The sequence below is a fragment of the Microbacterium indicum DSM 19969 genome (assembly GCF_000422385.1).
Lineage (GTDB): Bacteria > Actinomycetota > Actinomycetes > Actinomycetales > Microbacteriaceae > Microbacterium > Microbacterium indicum.
In genome coordinates this window covers 87,582-107,097 of the sequence record NZ_AULR01000004.1, presented here as the reverse complement: position 1 = coordinate 107,097, position 19,516 = coordinate 87,582, and the positions used below count along the sequence as shown (strand labels likewise).

Here is a 19,516-nt window from a genome sequence, read left to right as displayed (position 1 = left end):
GCGCCGCCCCGGCTCAGGCGACGGCGGCGAGCGAGGCGAGCGCGGCGGCGCGGGCGTCGTCGTCCGACATCGCCGCGAACTCCCGCGCGTCGTCGGCCCCCGCGACGCCGACGAGGATCGGCTCCCCCGTCGCCTCGCGCAGGTCGACCCACAGCCGGATGGGGCCCTCGGGCGACTGCCGGAACGTCGCCCCGTCGTCCCAGATCGGCTCGTCGTAGCGCAGCCACGCGTACTCGATCGCGCCGGCGTCGAGCGCGTCGAGCGCCGACTGCCTGTCGTCGGAGAGCGGCGGGTCGAACTCGACGGATCCCTTCTGGAGAACCCCCACGGGCAGGGTCACGACGACGCGGTCGAAGGAGAGCGACTCCCCCGACGCGAAGCGGAGGCTCACGCCGCGGTCGTCGGCGAAGATCGCGGTGACGGACGTCGAGTAGGTCACGTCGACGCCGTCGAGGAGCTGCCCGGCGAGCGCCGTGAGGTCGCCCGTGACCGCCTCGTACGGCGCGACGGGCCACGCGGGGAGGCTCTGCGCCGAGACCGTCTGCGGGTCGGCTCCCGTCAGGGCCGCGAAGGCCGGGAGGGCCTGGTCGACCGTCTCGGCGAGCGTCGCGCCGTCGGCAGCCTGCGCCGCGCTCTCGCGCAGCGATCCGAGCAGGTCGTCGCCCGCGAGGCCGACGACCTCGACGTCGTAGGCGGGGAGCTGGGCCGAGAGCGAGGCGTCGCCCGCGCCGAGGATCCACGGCCCGAGCTGCGGCGTCACGCCCCACTCGTCGCCCGGCTCGGAGGCGATCCGACCGCCCGGCCGGTCGCGCGCCTCGATCACCGTCACGTCGAAGCCCCACGCGGCGAGGCGCTGGCCCGCCGCCGCGCCCGCGGCCCCGGCGCCGATGACGGCGAAGCGCTCGCCGACCGAGCCCGCGCCCGAGACGGCCTGCGCCGCGTCGTACCCCGACTGGAGCGCGCCCGCGACCGTGCCGGGGGCATCCTCGTCGTAGGCCTCGCCGGCGAAGAAGAGGCGGTCGTCGATCGGCTCGGCGAGCGTCGCGCGGGCGCCCGAGACGCCCCCCGCGAGGACGGCGCTGCGAGCGCCGAGCGCGAACGGGTCGGTCGACCATCGAGAGCGGACGAAGGCCGACGGCTCGGGGACCGCGGGGCTCTCGGTCGGCGACGGCGTGGGGCTCGGCGTCGCCGACGCGGTCGGAGACGGCGAGGGGGCCGGATCCGCGCCGCGGCACGACGCGAGCAGCACCGCGAGCGCCCCTGCCCCGGCGCCGACGACGAACGTGCGGCGTGTGATCCTCATCGCCGCCACCCTACTGAGCGGATCCGCTCTGCGGCAGGAGGCGCCGGAACCGGTCGTGCATGCGGTTGCGGGTGCTCGAGGATCCCTCGCCCTCGACCTTGCCGACGTGGAGGATCGCGCGGGCGAGGGCCTCGTCGGGGCGCCGCACGACGCCGACGAGCTCGCGGCGCGCCTGGTCGTCGGCGAGCATCTCGACGAGCGCCTCGACCTCTCCGAGCGCGCGGCCGGCCATGGGGAACCACGGGAGCGCGGCGTGCCAGGCGCGGAAGGCGACGAGCAGGACTTCGTGGCGCTGCTGCACGTGCGCGCGCTCGTGCGCGATGACGGCCTCGAGCTCGTCCGCGCCGAGGGCGCCGAAGAGCCCCTTCGACAGCACCGTGACCGACGAGGCGCCGCGCGGGAGGCAGTAGGCGACGGGCGCCTGATCGTCGACGAGGACCGTGCGCTTGCGGGCGGGATCCGGCACCGACAGCAGCAGCAGGAGGTGCAGGTGGCGGCGTCGCTGGTGCTCGAAGCGCACGATCGCCGTGAGGAGGTGGGCGACGAGGTACGCCGCGAGCGCGTACGCCGGGATTCCCGCGAGCCACGGGTGACGCGGCGTGACGGCGATCCCGATGAGCCACAGCGCGCCGATCATCGACACGCCTCCCGCGACCGCGATCCCCTGCCACAGCAGCAGCGCGCGCCCCGGCGCGTGGGCGGGCCACTCGGCGCGCGACAGCATGATGGGGGCGGGCCACGCGAGCCAGACCGCGACCGCGGCGAGCGCGACCGCCGCGACGAGGTCTGGGATCAGCACACTCCGAGCCTAGGTCGCGCGGGCAGGGAGCTCGCCGATGGGCCCCTCAGGCGGCGGGCGCGGCGACGCGCTGTCGATCGTCGCCGGTCGCCGCCGCGACGAGGTGGCCGCCCCCGAGGTCGACGAGCTCGGCCCGCTCCGTCATGCCCGTGATCGCGGACGACGCGTCGAGCTCCCCCTCGGCGAAGACGGGGGGAGGCGCCTGTCGACGCGGCGTCAGACCGCGCCGGCGAGGAGCTTGCGGAGGACGGCCTGATCCTCGGCCGAGACGCCGCCGACGAAACGGGCGAGCACGGCGGTGCGGTCGCCCGAACCCGTCAGGACCTCGTGCATGAGCTCGGCCTGGTGCTCGGCGCGCGAGTGCAGCGCGACGTAGCGGTGGGGACGGACGCTCTTGTCGGGCTCGACGAAACCCTTCTTCTCGAGGCGCGAGAGAACCGTGAGGACGGTCGTCGCGGCCATGTCGCGGCCGCGCGTCGTCTCGATCGCGTCTTTGATGTCATACGCGGTCAGCGAGCCGTCGGCGTCCCATAGCGTGTCCATGACGCTGCGTTCGAGATCACCCAGTGCTGTGCTCATTGCTGTTCCTTCGTGGTACGTCCCCGAGGGGATCCCCCCGATTCTACGCCACGTCGAAGCGAATATCTACAAGCTGTCGAAATAGTTCTACGTTGCGTAGAAATGGTTCTACACTGTGTAGAAGTCATCGACTTCGCCTGAGTTAAGGAGACCGAGCGTGGACGTCCTCGACATCGCACGGTGGCAGTTCGGCATCACGACCGTCTACCACTTCCTGATGGTTCCGCTGACGATCGGGCTCGGCCTGACCGTCGCGATCATGCAGTCCGCCTGGGTCCGCTCGGGCGACGAGAAGTGGCTGCGCATGACGAAGTTCTGGGGGAAGCTCTACCTCATCAACTTCATCGTCGGCGTGGCCACGGGCCTCGTGCAGGAGTTCCAGTTCGGCATGGCGTGGAGCGAGTACTCGCGCTTCGTCGGCGACGTCTTCGGCGCCCCCCTGGCGCTCGAGGGCCTCCTCGCCTTCTTCGTCGAGTCGACCTTCCTCGGCATCTGGATCTTCGGCTGGGGGCGGATCCGCAAGGGCGTCCATCTCACGGCGCTCTGGCTCGCGGTCGTCGGATCCTGGATCTCGGCGTTCTTCATCATCGTCGCGAACAGCTGGATGCAGCACCCCGTCGGCGTCGAGATGGTCGACGGCCGCCCCGTCATGACCGACGTGTGGGCCGTCCTCACGAACAACACGGCCCTCGCCGCCTACTCGCACACGCTCGCCGGATCGGTCGTCGTCGCCGGCATGTTCCTCATCGGCATCTCCTGGTACCACCTGTGGCGCCGCCGCCACGACGGCATCGACACCGTCGACGAGAAGAACCGCGTCGTCATCGGCGAGAACATCGCCGTGCGGGGTCGCGACAGGACCGACCACGGCGTCTGGATCACGTCGCTGCGCATCGGCGCCGTGCTCGCCGTCATCGGCTTCGGCGCGACCGTCATCACGGGCGACGCGCAGGGCAAGCTCATGTACGACCAGCAGCCCATGAAGATGGCCGCGGCCGAGGCCGCGTGCCACACGGGTTCCGACTTCTCGGTCCTCTCGCTCGGCGACCCGGGCTCGACCGACTGCGACGACGTCATCACCCTCATCGAGGTCCCGGGCGCGCTCGGCTTCCTCGGGACGGGCGAGTGGGGCGCCGAGATGCCCGGCATCAACGACGTGCACACGCAGTACGTCGACCAGTACGGCGAGACGATCCCCGACGACGCGCTCTACGGAGACCGCGCCGGAAGCGAGATCCGCTACGTGCCGCCGATCTGGGTCACCTACTGGGGCTTCCGCCTCATGATCGGCCTCGGCGGCGTGACCGCCCTCGGCGCCGTCGTCGCCGTCTGGCTCACCCGCAAGGGCACCGTGCCGCGCAGCCCCTGGATCATGCGCCTCGCGATCCTCGGCATCGTCGCGCCGTTCGCCGCGAACAGCGCCGGGTGGATCTTCACCGAGATCGGCCGGCAGCCGTTCGTCGTGGCGCCCAACCCCGACTCCTCGGGCGTCGACGGGGTCTACATGTTCACCGCCGCGGCCGTCTCGCCCGGCGTCACGGCCGGCGAGCTGCTGTTCTCGACGATCGCGCTCAGCGCCGTGTACGCCGTCATCGGCGTCCTCGAGATCTTCCTGCTCGTGAAGTACGTCCGGGGCGGGACCGCGAGCGCGATGCCCGAGCTCGCGCATCCGCACGGCCCCGACGATCCGGACTCCCCCACCCCGCCCGCCGACAAGCGAGACGACGTTCTCGCCTTCGCGTACTGAGAGGCACAGATCATGGACGTTCTCCCTGTCGTCTGGTTCTTCGCCATCGCCGTCCTGTGGATCGGGTTCCTCGCCCTCGACGGGTTCGACCTCGGCGTCGGCATGCACATGCTGTTCTCGACCCGCAGCGAGCGCGAGCGCCGCACGATGCTCAACACGATCGGCCCCGTGTGGGACGGCAACGAGGTGTGGCTCATCACGGCGGGCGCCGGCACATTCGCGGCGTTCCCCCTCTGGTACGCGTCGCTGTTCTCGACGCTCTACGTGCCGCTCACGATCACGCTCGTGGCGCTGATCGCCCGCGCCGTGTCGATCGAGTTCCGCGGCAAGGTGCACTCGGATCGCTGGGCCGGGTTCTTCACGTGGACCCTGGGGATCGGATCCCTCGTCGTCGCCTTCTGCGTGGGCGCCATGCTCGGCGTGACCTCGACGGGCCTCCCGATCGACGCCAACGGCGACCGCGTCGGCGGCCCCTTCGTCTGGCTCACCTGGCCCGCGATCATCGGCGGCCTCGCCGTCGTGTGCTTCGCGCTGCTGCACGGCGCGACCTTCCTCGCGCTCAAGACCGAGGGCGCGATCCGCGAGCGCGCGGGCCGGTTCGCGGCGCGCTGGGGCCTCGCCCTCATCCTTCCCGCGGCCGTCTGGGCCGTCTGGGTCCAGCTCGAGCACGGCGGCACCGCGCTGTCGTGGTCGCTCGTCGCCGTCGCGGTCGTCGCTGCCGTCCTCGGTGCCGTCGCCGCGGGGCGCCGGCGCGACGGATGGGCGTTCGCGGGCTACGCCGCGTTCCTCGTCGCGGGCGCGGGCGCGGTCTTCGCCGGCATGTTCCCCGACGTCCTGCCCTCGACGATCTCGGCCGCCTTCGACCTCGACGTCTGGAACGCCTCGAGCAGCGCCTACACGCTGCGGATCATGACGATCGCGGCCTGCATCGGCCTGCCCCTCGTGATCGCGTACCAGGCCTGGTCGTACTGGATCTTCCGCCAGCGCCTCACGCCGGGGATGATCCCCGACGCGCACATGGTGCTGCCCGCCGTGCTCCGCGCGCGGTAGGTCGGGGAGGCCCCGGCGCGAAAGTCGGGTAGACAAGGAAGCATCATGAGCACGGATCCGTGGCAGACCGAGGCAGAGCGGCCGAAGGAAGAGCGGGTGCGCCCCGAGCTCGGGCCCGTCCCCCCGGTGCTGCTGCTGTTCCTCGGAATCGCGTCGGCGCTCAAGGGGGGCGGCCTCGTGCTCGTCGCCGGCGCCGTCGCGGCGGGCATCGGGGGGCTTGCGGCGGGATCGCTCGACATCCCGGTCGTCACCCTCCTCGGCGCGGGCGGGGCCCTCCTCCGGGGCGTCGCCGCCTGGGGCACCCAGGTCGTCGCGCGCAACATCGCGATCCGCGTCAAGACGACGCTGCGCGACGGGCTCTGGAACCGCATCGCGGGGCGTGACGCCGGCGAGGACGAGGGCTCGGTCGCCGTGCTCGCGACCGACGGGCTCGACGACCTCGACGACTACTACACGACGAGCCTCCCCGCGATGATCCAGGCCGCCGTCGTCCCGCTCATCGTGGGCCTCCGGATCCTCGGGGCCGACTGGCTCAGCGCGCTCATCATCGTCCTGACGATCGGGCTCGTTCCGCTCTTCATGGTCCTCATCGGCCGCCACACGCAGGCGCGCACCGACGAGGCGCTCGGATCCCTCACCCGCCTCGCGGGCCACATGACCGAGCTCGCGCGCGGGCTGCCGGTGCTCGTCGGCCTGGGACGCGTCGAGGAGCAGGCGAAGGCGCTCGGCGATGTGCAGGGCGAGTACACGCGCCGCACGCGGCAGACGCTGCGCACGGCGTTCCTCTCGGCGCTCGCGCTCGAGCTCATCTCGACGATCTCGGTCGCGATCGTCGCCGTGGTCCTGGGGATCCGGCTGCTCGACCGATCGATCGGCCTCGAGCCCGCGCTCCTCGCGCTGATCCTCGCGCCCGAGTGCTTCAACGCGATGCGCGAGCTCGGATCCGCGTTCCACTCGTCGCAGAACGGGCTCGCGGCGCTCCAGCGCGTGCGCGCGATCCTGAAGGCGCCCCGCCGCGGCGACGTGCGCGGATCCGGGCTCCCCGTCGTCGCCGACATGACCGACCCCGTCGCGCTGCCGATCACGCGGTCGACGCAGGTGCAGGCGCGCCCGAGGCCCGGCTTCCCTTCGCTGTCCGACATCGCGTCGGGCAAGGCGTGGAAGGGCCAGCCGGCGCCGCTGCGCGAGCAGCCTCCCGCTCGGGTCTCGCTCCAGCGCCTCACCGTGACCTACGCGGGGCGGGAGGAGCCGACGCTCGCGAAGCTGTCGGCCGACCTCACGGGGATCGTCGCGATCGTCGGGCCGTCGGGCGCCGGCAAGTCGACGCTCCTCGCCGCGCTCGCGGGATCGCTCCCGACCGACGCGCACGTGACGGGCCGCATCGCGGGCGCCGACGAGCGCTACGCCGCGTGGGCCCCGCAGGCCCCGCACGCGTTCGCGTCGACGCCGTGGGACGAGCTCACGCTCTACGGGGCGAAGAACCCCGATGCGGCCCTGCGCGAGCTGGGCCTCTCGCGCGTCGCCTCGTCGTCGACGGCCGAGCTGAGCCCCGGCGAGCTGCGCCGCCTCGCCGTCGCCCGGGCCCTCGCGCGCGTCGACGCCGGCGCGACCCTCCTGATCCTCGACGAGCCCACCGCCCACCTCGACGCGCGGTCGGCCGACCAGGTGCGCGCCGCGATCCGCCGCCGCGCCGAGCGCGCGACCGTGGTCCTCGCAACGCACGAGCCCGAGACGCTCGCGCTCGCGGGATCCGAGGTGCGGGTCGGGCGCCCGGCCGCCGAGCCCGATCCTGCGCCCGCGGCCGCGCCGGCTCCCCGCATCGTCGCCTCGACGGGCCCCGTCCGGTCGGCGGACGAGCAGGCCTCCCACCCCGTGACGCGGCCCATGAAGGCGCCGACCGTGGGGATCCCCGTCATCACCGACAGCATCCGCCTCGTCGAGCCGGCCAAGAAGGCGCAGGCCGCCGAGCGCGGGCCGCGCTACCGGATCTTCACCCCCGAGAACGTCGCGCCGGCGAAGGCGCTGTGGCGCATGATCCGCCCCTCGCTCGGCGTCGGGATCGGATCCGTCCTCCTCGCCTTCGTGACGATCGCGATGGGGCTCTCGCTCACGGCCGTCTCGGGCTGGCTCATCGTGCGCGCGAGCGCCGAGGACCACATCCTCTACCTGCTCGTCGCGATCGTCGGCGTGCGCTTCTTCGGCATCGGCCGCGCCGCCTCTCGGTACGTCGAGCGCCTCGTGACGCACTCCGCGGCGTTCCGCGTCGTCGACGCCCTGCGGCTGCGCCTGTGGCGGTCGATCGCGGCGCGCGGGGCCGGATCCCGCCGCCTCCTCGAGGGCGGCGCGCCCGTCGACTACCTCGTGACGCTCTCCGACCAGCTGCGCGACCTGCTGCCCCGCACGTTCCCGCCGATCGCGGTCGGCGTGCTCTCGGTCGTCGGCATCACCGTCACGACGTTCCTCGTCGTCCCGCAGCTCACGCTCGTCGTCTTCCTCGCCCTCGCGGTCGCGGCGCTCGCGGGCGCCCTGCTCGCGAACGTCCCCGAGCGCGGCGCGACGCGGGCGCGGATCCGCGAGCGCTCGGCCCTCGTCCGCGGCACCTCGACCCTCGCCGTCGCGGCCGACGAGCTGCGCGGCAACGGCGTCGTCGGCAGCGCCCTCGCGCGGCTCGACGAGGCGGGCGACCGGCTCGCGCGCGACGAGCGCCGCTCGGCGTGGTCGGCCGGCCTCGGATCCGCCGCCGTCGTCCTCGTGACCTCGCTCCTCGCCGCCCTCGCGCCGGTCCTCGCGCCGGGCGCGGAGGCGTCGCTCGTCTCGGTCGTCGCGCTCCTCGCGCTCGCGGCCGTCGAGCCGCTCGACGGGCTCGTCGACGGCGTGCACCGCCTCCCCGCCCTGCGCGAGGTCTCGCGCCGGCTCGACCCGCACCTCGACCTCCCCGAGCCCGCCTCGCGCGGCACGGGCGAGGCCCCGCACCCCGTCCGCGAGCTCGCGCTCGACGACCTCGCCGCGACCTACGCGGGGCGCACCGATCCCGTGTTCAGCGGCGTGAGCGGATCCGTCCGCGCCGGCGAGTGGCTCGTCGTCGAGGGGCGCTCAGGAACCGGGAAGTCGACGCTGCTCTCGGTCGTGATGGGGGCGCTGCCCGCCGCGGACGGCGTCGTGACGGCCGACGGGATCCCCCTGACCGACATCGCGCCCGCCTCGTGGCGCGAGCGGATCGCATGGGCGCCGCAGGACGCGTACGTGTTCGACTCGACGATCCGGGCGAACCTGCTGCTCGCGCGCGGCCGCGACGACGCGCCGAGCGCCGAGGACATGGAGGCCGTGCTCGTCCGCGCCGGCCTCGGCCCGCTCCTCGCCGAGCTGCCGGACGGCCTCGACACCCGCGTGGGGGCCGGGGGATCCGCGCTCTCCGGCGGCGAGCGCCAGCGCCTCGCGGTCGCCCGGGCCATCCTGACCCGCGCCGACGTGATCCTGCTCGACGAGCCGACGGCGCACCTCGACGCCCCCACCGCCCACGCGATGATGGCCGACATGCGGGCCGCGACCGACGACCGGATCGTGCTGCTCGTGAGCCACCGCGAGGACGACAGGGCGCTCGCGGGATCCGCCCGCATCTCGCTCTGAGTCGGCCGGCGCCCGGGCTGTGCGAGAGAATGTCCGGGTGAGCACGAACACACCGTCGCAGCCCGACCACGCGTCCCTCATCGTCAACGGGCCCGACCAGGAGGGGCTCGTCGCCGCCGTCGCCGACCTGCTCGCGCGCAGCAAGGGCAACATCGTCTCGCTCGACCAGCACTCGACCGACCCCGAGGGCGGCGACTTCTTCCAGCGCGTCGTGTTCCACCGCACCGACTTCGCGGCCGTGAAGACCGACATCGAGGCCGACCTCGCGCAGACCCTCGAGCCGCTCGGCATGCAGTGGCGGCTGCGGGATCTGTCGGTGCCCCTGCGCATGGCGATCCTCGCGTCGAAGGACGACCACTGCCTGCTCGACCTCCTGTGGCGCCACCGCCGCGGCGAGCTGCCCGTGACGATCCCGATGGTCGTCGCGAACCACACGAACACGGCCGAGGACGTGCGCGCCATGGGCGTGCCGTTCTTCCACGTGCCGTCGGTCGCGGGCCCCGACAAGTCGGCGTCCGAGGCCGAGATCCTCAAGCTCCTGCGCGGCAACGTCGACTTCGTCGTGCTCGCGCGCTACATGCAGATCCTCTCGAGCGACTTCCTCCGCGAGGTCGGCGTGCCCGTGATCAACATCCACCACTCGTTCCTGCCCGCGTTCATCGGCGCCAACCCGTACCGCAAGGCGAAGGAGCGCGGCGTGAAGCTCATCGGCGCGACGAGCCACTACGTGACCGAGGATCTCGACGAGGGCCCGATCATCGAGCAGGACGTCGTCCGCGTCACGCACGCCGACTCGGCCGAGGACCTGCGCCGCCGCGGCGCCGACGTCGAGCGCGCCGTGCTCAGCCGCGCCGTCCAGTGGCACGCCGAGGACCGCGTGATCCGCCACGGCAACCACACGATCGTCTTCTGAGCCAAGACGACATATTTCTCACTTAGCAACCGAAGGAGGAGCCAATGGTCAGTCACATAGAATCGAGTACGCTGCTTGAAGCAATTGCAATTATGACGGATTGGCGCCGCGTACACCCCTTCGTGTGCACTGCAACAGTCTGGGAGCCTGAATACAGCAGTCCACAACGATATCGCGCCCACATCGACCCCGGCAATTCATCATTCAATGCAGAGAACTGCACTGACCACTCAACGCTGGCGTACGACGACTCGACGAGAGAGATGACCGTGGGTGACAACCGTGCTCTTCGCACGTCGAACATGATCGCATGGGAACCCTTCGCTGTGCGGCTGGCGTTCCCGTTATCTCTGCCAATCTGGGGACGGCGCCACGACGCTTACACGATCATCGGCACCGACTCACATCCCGACAGCATCGAGCTGCATCTTGCGACGGGCCCGCGCAGGGAACCGACCGGAACGATGCGTGTGGATCGCGCGCGTCGCATCACGACGTCACTGCGTCTGCCGACGCTCGCTATCGAGTACACAGATTTTGAGCCAGCCCGATCGCTTTGACAGTCCCTCTTCAGCGAACCAAGCGAGTTATCCCAGAAGTGGCGCTTCCTTCCCATTGGGGTAGGCGCATCGCTTATCTTCAGAATCGCACTCGAACCTCGGAGTGACAACTGGGTCGAACGCGACGGCCTGGTTAAACGAATAGTCGAAGTCGGTCACTTCAAGGTCGTCGACGCGAACAGCGTACTGCCCTCCGCTCGGGGGGGTTCCCCGTGAACATATACCCCGATGCAGGACTGCCTGTGCGAGACTCGACCACAGCACTTACGACATCAGTCGGAGGGGCCACTCCATGTTGCCGTTGCAATGTCATGCTCCCCCAGAGCGTGACCGCACCAACACCTGCTTGACTCGAAATCGTACGCAGGCTACTTTCTGTCGACGGCCACCCAGGGTAAACCGTCCATTCCACCCTAATTGATCGATCCCACGAGCCGTTCACCGGGTGGTTCTTTTGACCGTAAAATATACAAGAATCGACATCAACACGACGTTCATTAGCGATCTTTCGACTCGGCTTACCCGTCAGAGAGCAAGCCGAAGGTGACTGCGCCAAAGCACGATCGAGCACCTCGCTTTGCGAGGCCGTCAGATCGTCGGAACCATAATCGTATTGCTTACCAGTATCTGAATCAACGATAGTGACCGAATCGGGGGCACACACGTACTCATACGATTCAAGCGATCTCTCAACAGACTGACTGAGATCAGAAGCGAGCACACTGCAGACCGATCCGCCCGAGGAACCCGAGACTCCGGATGAAGCTAGCGCTGGAGCGGTAGATGCTCCCACGAGGACTATCCCCACGAGAACGCCAATCGATGAAAACCTTATCCTTGAATTCACAATACCTTACGCATTCAATTAGTCCGTTTCGGTCCTTTGGATGCTGGCAGAGCCGCGTAGACGTCGTCAACCCGCGCGAAGCAGTCAGCATGGACGCCGACTCGGCCGAGGATCTCCGCCGCAGCAGCACCTAGACTCTGACGATCCGCCCGCTCCCGCCCGCATCCCCCACCATCGCCAGAGTCTCGCCGCATCGTCAGAATCTCGGAGGCCGCCGATGAGCACCCGCACCGAGCGCCTCGTCCTCGAGCGCCCGACCGCCGCGCACGCCGACGCGCTGTTCGCGATCTCGTCCGATCCGCGGGTGTGGACCCATCTCCCGAGCGGGCGGCACACCGACGTCGCCCAGACGCGCGCCGACATCGAGCGGTGGCAGCGCAGCTGGGATCTGATCGGCCTCGGCACATGGACCGTGAGCCTGCCGGGCGGATCCGTCATCGGCTACGGCGGCTGTTCGCACCAGGGCGCGTACTGGAACATCGGATACCGCCTCTCGCCCGAGCACCAGGGGCGCGGCTACGCGACCGAGGTGGCGCTCGCCGGGATGGAGCACGCCCGGGAGGCGGATCCGTCCCTCCCGCGCGTCGCGTACCTGCTCGAGCACAACGCCGCCTCGGGCCGCGTCGCCCGCCGGCTCGGCCTCGAGCTCGCCTGGCGGGGCCCCGACGCGAGCGTGCCCGGCGTGCGCCTCGTCTACGCCGACCGCCCGCTCACGCCCGAGCAGCTCTCCGCCGTCCAGCACTGAGCCCGCGGCGGGCGCGCCGCGGTGCGCCGAGACTCTGACGATGGGCCGGATCCCTGACGGATCCCCCGGATCCGCCAGAGTCCGGGCGCATCACCAGAGTCTCGGGGCGCCCGGCCTCCGCCGCCGAACCTCGAGTTAACCTGAGCTTCGGAGGCGGTATGGCGGATCTCACCATCGGGCAGCTGGCGCAGCGGTCCGGCGTCAACGCGTCGGCGCTGCGGTTCTACGAGCAGCGGGGGCTCATCACGTCGCGGCGGTCGGCCGGCAACCAGCGCCGCTACGAGCAGGCGATGCTGCGCCGCGTCGCCTTCATCCGCGCGGCGCAGGCCGTCGGGCTGCGGCTCGAGGAGATCGCCGACGCCCTCGCCTCGCTCCCCGAGGGCCGCACGCCGACGAAGCGCGACTGGCACCGCCTCAGCCGCGAATGGCGGCCGCGCCTCGACGAGCAGATCGAGCGCCTCACCCGCCTGCGCGACAAGCTCGACGGGTGCATCGGGTGCGGCTGCCTGAGCCTCAAGGCGTGCGCGCTCTACAACCCCGACGACGCCCTCGCGGCGGAGGGCACCGGCGGGGTGCTGCTCGAACCCGGATCCGACGGGTAGGCGGCTCAGCCGAGCGAGGCGCGCAGCTCGGCGGCGCCCGACGCGTCGCCTCGGGCCTCGAGGATCGCCGCGAGGCGGTCGGTCGCGTGGAAGTGCACGAAGGTGCCCGGATCCGCGCTGCCGAGCGCCGTCCTGAGGTAGGTCTCGGCGTCGGCCGGGCGCTCGAGCTCGATGAGGGCGCTCGCCGTGTGCAGGTTCGCGACGGCGGTGAGGTCCCGGTCGACGCCCTCGGCCTGCGACGCCGCCGACGCGAGCACCCGCGCGGCGCGCGGCATGTCGCCCGACGCCGCGAGGCCCATGCCGCGCGTGATCTCGAGATCGACGAGCTGCGCCGGCTCGCCGAACTCGGCGATCAGCGGGAGCGCCTCGTCGAGGGCCTTCTCTCCCTCGAGGTCGCCGAACCGCAGCTGCGCGCTGCCGAGGTTGTGCAGCGCGTTGATCACGCTCCACGGCACCTCCTCGTCGAAGCCGCGCACGAGCGTCAGCACGCGCTGGAAGGTCTCGACCGACTCGGGATCCTCGAAGTCGCGCTGCAGCGTGCCGAGGTCGGTCCCGATGTCGCGGGCCAGCTCGAGCGAGCCCGACTCGAGCGCCATCTCGAACCCGTCGCTCCACGAGCGGTAGGCGAGGCCCGGCTCGTTCGCGTTCCGCGCCGCGCCGCCCAGGCGGCCGAGCGTCACCGCGAGGCCCGCGGGCTCCTCGCCCGCGGCCTGCTCAGCGAGGTAGATCTGCTCGAAGGTCTCGAGCGCGGCCTGCGCGAAGCCCGCGGCCTCCTGCGCCGCGGCGAGCGGCCAGGCGAGGGGCTGCGGGTCGACCTCGGCGCGCTCGAGCAGGCGCTTGGCGTGCTCGTAGCGGGCGACGGCGTCGGCGGGTCGGCCGGCGTCGAAGCAGATCCGCGCGGCCATGATCGCGGCCTCGGCGACGTAGGTCCCGCGGACGGGCGTGTCGGCCAGGTCGCTGAGGATCCCGTCGACGAGCGGGATCGCCTCCTCGAACCGCTGCAGGTAGGCGAGCGCGACGCCCTTGAGGCGGCGCAGCTCGATCGTGCGGTGGCCCGCGAGGCGCGGGTCGCCGAGGGCCGTGTCGGCCGCGTCGAGCGCCTCGTCGTAGCGGTGCATCGACAGCAGGGCGTTGACGAGGTGCAGCGCGAGGCCCGGGAAGAGCACGTGCGGATCCTCGTCCGAGAGGATCCCGAGGCCCTCCTCCGCGAGCACGATCGTGCGCTCGGCGTCGGACTCATCGGTCAGCTGCGTGCCCTCGACGCGGCGGTGCGCGTCGACGAGCGTCGAGAGCACGTCGGCGAGCGCGTCGCCCGTCACGCGCGAGCGCTCGGCCTCGAGCGCCGCGAGCACCTCGGGGGTGATCTCGACGCCGCCGAAGAGCGCGAGTCGCACGCGGCCCTCGAGATCGGCCTTCTCGTCGAAGCCGGCCGCGCGGAGCGCCGCGATGTGCCGGTCGAGCGCGGCCTCGGCCGCCGAGGTGTCGCCGCGGGCGATCGCGAGGTACAGCGGGAGCGACGCGAGCGCGGGCGTCTCGCGGACGTCGCCGAACGCGAGCCCCGCGTCGACGGCCACGAGGGCGCCGTCGAGGTCGCCGTCGTCGATGAAGCCGCGGGCGCGCAGCATCCAGCCGTGCGCGTCGGCGGGCTCGGGCTCGGCGGGGCGCGCGGCCGGGCGGAACTCGGCGGCCGTGTAGGGCAGGTCGACGCGCTCGCCGGCGCGGTTCTGCGCGTCGGCGAGGCGCTTCGCGAAGCGGTCGTGGCCCGAGCGCGCGTCGAACTTCGCCGCGAGGTCGGCGGCCTTCGCCCACACGCGGTCGCGCATGTCGGAGACCGTGAGGGTTCCCTCGTGCCCCAGCAGGCGGGCGAGCGCGTGGTCGTCGGATCCGCGCACGACGATGTCGCCGCGCCCCGCGTCCTCGAGGGCGTCGAGGAGGATGCCGACCGAGGTCAGGACGCCGAAGGTCGACATCTCGGCGAAGGGCTCGGCGCCGACGGCCGAGATGTGCCCCTCGAGCAGGTCGAGGCCGCGCGTGAGGTTGCCCGTCTGCGCGAGGAACGGCAGGTGGCGCGCGAACATCGCCGACTCGGCGTGATAGCGCTGCATGAGGCGGTAGCTCGACGCGTGCGTCGCGAGCGCCTCGTCCGAGCGCCCCGCGCGGACGAGGGCGGGGAGGATCCGCGCGTCGACGTTCTCGGGCTCCTCGCCGCAGCTGAAGCCGCCCTCGTGGATCTCGCCCCACAGCTGCAGGGCGCGCTCGTCGTCGCCCGCCGCGAGGGCGAGCTCGACGTCGCTGGCCCGGACGCAGGCGTTGCAGTGCGAGTAGTCGTCGACCGGGTGCACGTCGCGCTCGATCGTCAGCGCCTGGGCGGTCTCGATGTCGCCCTCCTCGAGCGCGAGGTCGCGGCGCACCTGCACGAGGCCGTGCATGCTCGCGCCGGCGGCGCGGAAGCGGCGCTCGAGGTCGTCGACGACCGCGTCGACGCGCGCGAGCGGGAAGCCGCTGTTCTCGCTGAGGGATCCGGCCATCCACTTGCCCTGGAAGAGCAGGTCGGCGCCGCCGTCGAGCCCCGGATCGATCGGGAAGCGCTGCGGATCCTCGTCGTGCTTCGCGACGCACCACCCGTACGACGGCAGCATCGTCTCGAGGTCGTCGACCCAGTGCGCGGCCGCCGTCAGGTGCATGCGCGCGCGGTAGGCGAGGTCGTCGTCCTGCTCTTCGTCGGCGAGGCGCACGGCGCGCTGGGCGAGTGCGAGGCGCTCGGGTCCGAACTCCTGCAGCTGCAGGGCCTCGAAGGCTTCGCGGGCGGTGGAGGGTGCGTTCATCGGGTGCCTTCTTCGGTGTCGTCGATGCCGACCGACAGCGAGACCATGTCGGCGAGCGAGGAGGTGAGGATCGTGCGGTCGGCCGCCGTCAGGGGACGCTGCGACGCGAGGAGCGCCTGCACGTAGAGCAGGCGGAGGGTGCGGTCGAACACCAGATCGTCGCGCAGATCCGCGAGCCGCTGGACGAGCGGGTTGCGCCAGTTGAGGCAGAGCTGCACGGCGCGGGCGGCCTGCCTGTCGGTCGACCGGCGGGCCTCGATGAGCTCGCCGACGTCGCCGATGACGTCGCCCCACAGCCCGCCCTCGGCCGCCTTCTGCGCCGTCTCGCGGTCGATGCGGCGCTGGACGTCGGGGTCGACGACCGAGAGCGCGGGGAGCTCGGCCGGCGCGTATCCGCGGGTCGTGACCTCGCATCCCGTGTCGGCGAGCGCGTCGGTCGCGCGGCGCTCGAGCCCCTGCGCGCGGGCGCGGTCGTCGAGCGGGACGGGCGAGAGGTCGTCGAGCACCTCGCCGACCGTGACGCGGGAGGTCTCGAGGCCGATGAGATGCGGCAGACGGCGCATCATGGCCGCCTCGTGCACGTAGCCGCCGTTGACGACGGGCTGGTCGGCGCTCGCGACCGCCGCGACCTGGCGGAACTCGTCGACCGTCTCGGTGAACCGGACGCGCTCGTACTGCCGCGCGAGGTCGCCGATCGTCAGGGATCCGATCGAGGTCTCGACCGTCAGCCACGGGAGGATCGCCCGGGCGAACTCGTCGTCGTGCAGGGCGACGCCCTTGAGCGCGAGGTGGTGCACCGCCAGGAAGCGCTCGAACACCCAGGGGCGGTTGGTGGCCTGCCGCAGGATCCAGGAGCGGACGGCCGCGCCGAGCTGGTCGCGCGTGTGCTCGAGGGCCGGCCCCTCGGTGAAGCTCTCGCGCGACGCCGTCGGGGTGAGGCCCTGCGTGTCGACGACGGCCCGGACGAAGACCGCCCAGTCGGGCAGCAGATCCGGCACGTGCTCGCCCACGAGCATGCGGCCGAGGTAGACGGTGTTCGCCTGGCGCGCCCCGGGCGGCGGCGCGAAGGGCAGGACGAAGGCGACGCCCTCGGTCTGCGTTCCCGGGACCGTCAGCGGGATCGCGTCGAGGGGGCGGGATCCGAGCAGCTCGGTCCCGTAGGCCAGGAGCTCCTCGGACGGCTCGTCGCCCGTGACGCCGAGGAACTCGGGCTCGCGGGTGATGCGCTCCCAGGACCCGTCGGCCTGCCGCACCCGCACGACGACGGGCAGGTAGCGGCCGAAGCGGTCGGCGAGGCGGCGCGTCATCTCGCCCGCGAGAAGCGAGCGGTCGTCGGGGCGCGGGCGCAGCGCGATCTCGGTCCCGACGGCCAGCGCGGCCGTCTCGTCGGGGCCGAGCTCGCGGATCCGGAACTCGCCGGTCGCGTCGCCGATCCACTCGATCGCGGGCGCGTTCTTCGCCGAGCGGCTGCGCACCGTGATCGTGTCGCTCACCATGAAGCAGCTCAGCAGGCCGATGCCGAACTGGCCCAGGTAGCCCTCGCGGCGCTCCTGCAGGACGTCGTCGCGCTTCGACGAGCGGCCGACGGTCGAGAGCAGCTCGGCGGCCTCGTCTGCGGTCAGGCCCACGCCGTTGTCGCGGAAGAGCAGCTCGCCGTCGTCGGCGGGGACGATGTCGATCGCACCCTCGGGGGCGGACGGATCCAGCTCACGCCGCGCGCGGATCGCGTCGCGGCCGTTCTGGAGCAGCTCGCGCAGGTACACCTGCGGGCTCGAGTAGATGTGTCGGCTCAGCAGGTCGACGACGCCGCGGAGGTCGACCTGGAAGGGCTGGATCGAGGGGGTTGCCACGCGTCAACGGTATCCCGACGATGTGAGGCTCCCGCTCACAGCTTCGGGGAGCGCGCGGCCCGCGGCGGCCGGGATCCGGGGCCGCCGCGGGCGCCGATCACCAGATCGTCACGCGCTCCTCGGGGGCGAGCCACAGGGCGTCGCCCTCCGTGACCCCGAAGGCCTCGTAGAACGCGTCGACGTTGCGCACGATCTGGTTGCAGCGGAACTCGTTGGGCGAGTGCGGGTCGATCGCCATGAGCCGGATGGTCTCGGCGTCGCGCCCCTTCTGCTGCCAGACCTGGGCCCACGACAGGAAGATCCGCTGGGCGGCCGTGAGGCCGTCGATCACGGGGGCGGGTTCGCCGCCGAGCGACAGCTCGTAGGCGCGCAGCGCGATGCCGAGCCCGCCGAGGTCGCCGATGTTCTCGCCGATCGTCAGGGATCCGTTGACCTTGTGCGACTCGTCGATGCCCACGGGGGTGAGGGCGTCGTACTGCGCGATGAGGTTCTTCGTGCGCTCCTCGAACGCCGCGCGGTCCTCGTCGGTCCACCAGTTGTCGAGCGCGCCCGTCCCGTCGTACTGCGAGCCCTGGTCGTCGAAGCCGTGGCCGATCTCGTGGCCGATGACGCCGCCGATCCCGCCGTAGTTGGCTGCGACGTCGCGCTCGGCGTCGAAGAAGGGGTACTGGAGGATCGCCGCCGGGAAGACGATCTCGTTCATGAGCGGGTGGTAGTACGCGTTGACCGTCTGCGGGGTCATGAGCCACTCGTCGCGGTCGATCGGGCCGCCGAGCTTCGACAGCTGGCGGAAGTGCTCGAACTCGCTCGCGCGGGCGACGTTGCCGAGCAGGTCGGCGGGGTCGGTCTCGAGCGCCGTGTAGTCGATCCACGTGGCCGGGTACCCGACCTTGGGCGTGAACCGGTCGAGCTTCTCGAGGGCGCGGCGGCGGGTCTCCTCGCCCATCCACTCGAGCGTCGCGATCGACTGGCGGTACGCCTCGACGACGTTCGCGACGAGGTCGTCCATCGCCTCCTTCGCCTGCAGCGGGAAGTGGCGCTCGACGTAGATGCGCCCGACGGCGTCGCCCAGCGCGCCCTCGGTGATGCTGACGCCGCGCTTCCAGCGCTCGCGGATCTCAGGCACGCCCTGCAGGGTCGTGCCGACGAACGAGAAGTTCTCGTCGACGATGTCGTCGGTCAGGTAGGGCGCAGCCGAGCGCACGACCTTCCACGTGAGCCACGCCTTCCAGTCGTCCAGGCGCTCCTCCGTGAGGAGGGAGCCGAGGCCCTCGAGGAACGACGGCTGCGCGACGTTGACCTCGGCGAAGGCGCTCGCGGGGATCCGCTCGCCCAGGAGGCCCTCGAGCCACGGGGTCAGGTCGACGCCGACGGCCTTCTCGACGTCGGCCCACGCCGTGAGGTTGTAGCCCGCGACGGCGTCGCGGGTGCGGACGTTGTCCCAGTGGTGGCTCGCGACCTCGGTCTCGAGCGCGAAGAGGCGCTCCATGGCGGCCTCGGGCTCGGGGATCTCCGCGAGCGTCAGGAGCCGCACGACGTGGGCGCGGAACGCGTCGCGGATCTCGGCGAACTGCTCCTCGCGGTAGTACTGCTCGTCGGGAAGCGAGATGCCCGCCTGGTTCACGAAGGGGATGTAGCGCTCGGGGTCGCCCGGATCCGGCTCGACATAGATCCCGAGGACGTTCGTCACGCCCTGGCGGTCGAGGGCGCTGACGGTGCGGAGGAACGCGGGGATCGAGTCGATCGCGGCGACCTGCGCGAGGCGGCCCCGGATCGGCTCGAGCCCGAGCTCGGCGATCCGCTCGGTGTCCATGAAGCTCGTGAAGACGTCGCCGATCCTGCGGGCTTCCGTGCCGGGCTCGGCGCCCTGCGCCTCCTCGATGATCGCCCGCACGTGCTTCTCGGCCTGGTCGGCCAGCTCGTGGAAGGCGCCCCAGCGCGCCTTGTCGGAGGGGATCTCGGTGCGCTCGAGCCACGATCCGTTCACATACCGGAACAGGTCGTCCTGCGGGCGGATGGTGTCGGAGAATTCGTCGGTCGCGAGTCCAGCGGGAAGGGTCATACGGCCA

The 19,516-nt window shown here is 71.8% G+C and carries 13 protein-coding genes; 7 read left to right on the top strand and 6 right to left on the bottom strand.

What is annotated here, in order from left to right; translation table 11 throughout:
- Positions 1–13: 13 nt before the first annotated feature.
- The 3 genes from H576_RS14655 to H576_RS0106725 all read right to left on the bottom strand — a co-directional run bounded on the left by H576_RS14655 (position 14) and on the right by H576_RS0106725 (position 2,681).
- Entirely contained in the window at positions 14–1,303 is a 1,290-nt protein-coding gene (locus tag H576_RS14655; RefSeq protein WP_036319803.1) for a flavin monoamine oxidase family protein, read from the bottom strand.
- A 10-nt stretch (positions 1,304–1,313) separates the two neighbouring features.
- Complete coding sequence (locus H576_RS14650) at positions 1,314–2,102, bottom strand: M56 family metallopeptidase (protein ID WP_051172304.1); 789 nt, start codon at positions 2,100–2,102, stop codon at positions 1,314–1,316.
- A gap of 216 nt (positions 2,103–2,318) precedes the next feature.
- On the bottom strand, positions 2,319–2,681 hold the full coding sequence (locus H576_RS0106725) for a BlaI/MecI/CopY family transcriptional regulator (protein WP_029150308.1): 363 nt from the start codon (positions 2,679–2,681) through the stop codon (positions 2,319–2,321).
- 157 nt (positions 2,682–2,838) lie between these two features.
- Between H576_RS0106725 and H576_RS0106720 the strand changes: the two genes are divergently transcribed.
- The 7 genes from H576_RS0106720 to soxR all read left to right on the top strand — a co-directional run bounded on the left by H576_RS0106720 (position 2,839) and on the right by soxR (position 12,772).
- Positions 2,839–4,428 carry a cytochrome ubiquinol oxidase subunit I gene (locus H576_RS0106720; RefSeq protein ID WP_029150307.1) on the top strand — a complete coding sequence of 530 codons (1,590 nt, stop codon included), beginning with the start codon at positions 2,839–2,841 and terminating at the stop codon, positions 4,426–4,428.
- A 12-nt stretch (positions 4,429–4,440) separates the two neighbouring features.
- The gene (cydB, locus tag H576_RS0106715) at positions 4,441–5,478 is read left to right on the top strand and encodes a cytochrome d ubiquinol oxidase subunit II (RefSeq protein ID WP_029150306.1); all 1,038 of its coding nucleotides are present in this window, start codon (positions 4,441–4,443) and stop codon (positions 5,476–5,478) included.
- Positions 5,479–5,523: 45 nt separating this feature from the next.
- Positions 5,524–9,105 (top strand): thiol reductant ABC exporter subunit CydC, encoded by a 3,582-nt coding sequence (cydC, locus tag H576_RS14645; protein WP_051172302.1) that lies wholly within the window; start codon positions 5,524–5,526, stop codon positions 9,103–9,105.
- 37 nt (positions 9,106–9,142) lie between these two features.
- Complete coding sequence (gene purU / locus H576_RS0106705; protein ID WP_029150305.1) at positions 9,143–10,018, top strand: formyltetrahydrofolate deformylase; 876 nt, start codon at positions 9,143–9,145, stop codon at positions 10,016–10,018.
- 44 nt (positions 10,019–10,062) lie between these two features.
- The gene (locus H576_RS16640; RefSeq protein ID WP_156888156.1) at positions 10,063–10,578 is read left to right on the top strand and encodes a hypothetical protein; all 516 of its coding nucleotides are present in this window, start codon (positions 10,063–10,065) and stop codon (positions 10,576–10,578) included.
- A gap of 1,064 nt (positions 10,579–11,642) precedes the next feature.
- Entirely contained in the window at positions 11,643–12,170 is a 528-nt protein-coding gene (locus tag H576_RS0106700; RefSeq protein WP_029150304.1) for a GNAT family N-acetyltransferase, read from the top strand.
- Between the two features lie 158 nt (positions 12,171–12,328).
- Entirely contained in the window at positions 12,329–12,772 is a 444-nt protein-coding gene (gene soxR, locus H576_RS0106695) for a redox-sensitive transcriptional activator SoxR (RefSeq protein ID WP_029150303.1), read from the top strand.
- Positions 12,773–12,777: 5 nt separating this feature from the next.
- Here the strand turns inward: soxR and H576_RS0106690 are convergent, their stop codons facing one another.
- The 3 genes from H576_RS0106690 to H576_RS0106680 all read right to left on the bottom strand — a co-directional run bounded on the left by H576_RS0106690 (position 12,778) and on the right by H576_RS0106680 (position 19,509).
- Positions 12,778–15,597 carry a hypothetical protein gene (locus H576_RS0106690; RefSeq protein ID WP_029150302.1) on the bottom strand — a complete coding sequence of 940 codons (2,820 nt, stop codon included), beginning with the start codon at positions 15,595–15,597 and terminating at the stop codon, positions 12,778–12,780.
- Positions 15,594–17,447, bottom strand: coding sequence for an HSP90 family protein (locus H576_RS0106685; protein ID WP_029150301.1), 1,854 nt, complete (start codon positions 17,445–17,447; stop codon positions 15,594–15,596). The genes H576_RS0106690 and H576_RS0106685 overlap by 4 nt, the downstream gene beginning before the upstream one ends.
- A 97-nt stretch (positions 17,448–17,544) precedes the next feature.
- The gene (locus H576_RS0106680; RefSeq protein WP_029150300.1) at positions 17,545–19,509 is read right to left on the bottom strand and encodes a M13 family metallopeptidase; all 1,965 of its coding nucleotides are present in this window, start codon (positions 19,507–19,509) and stop codon (positions 17,545–17,547) included.
- Positions 19,510–19,516 lie beyond the last annotated feature (7 nt).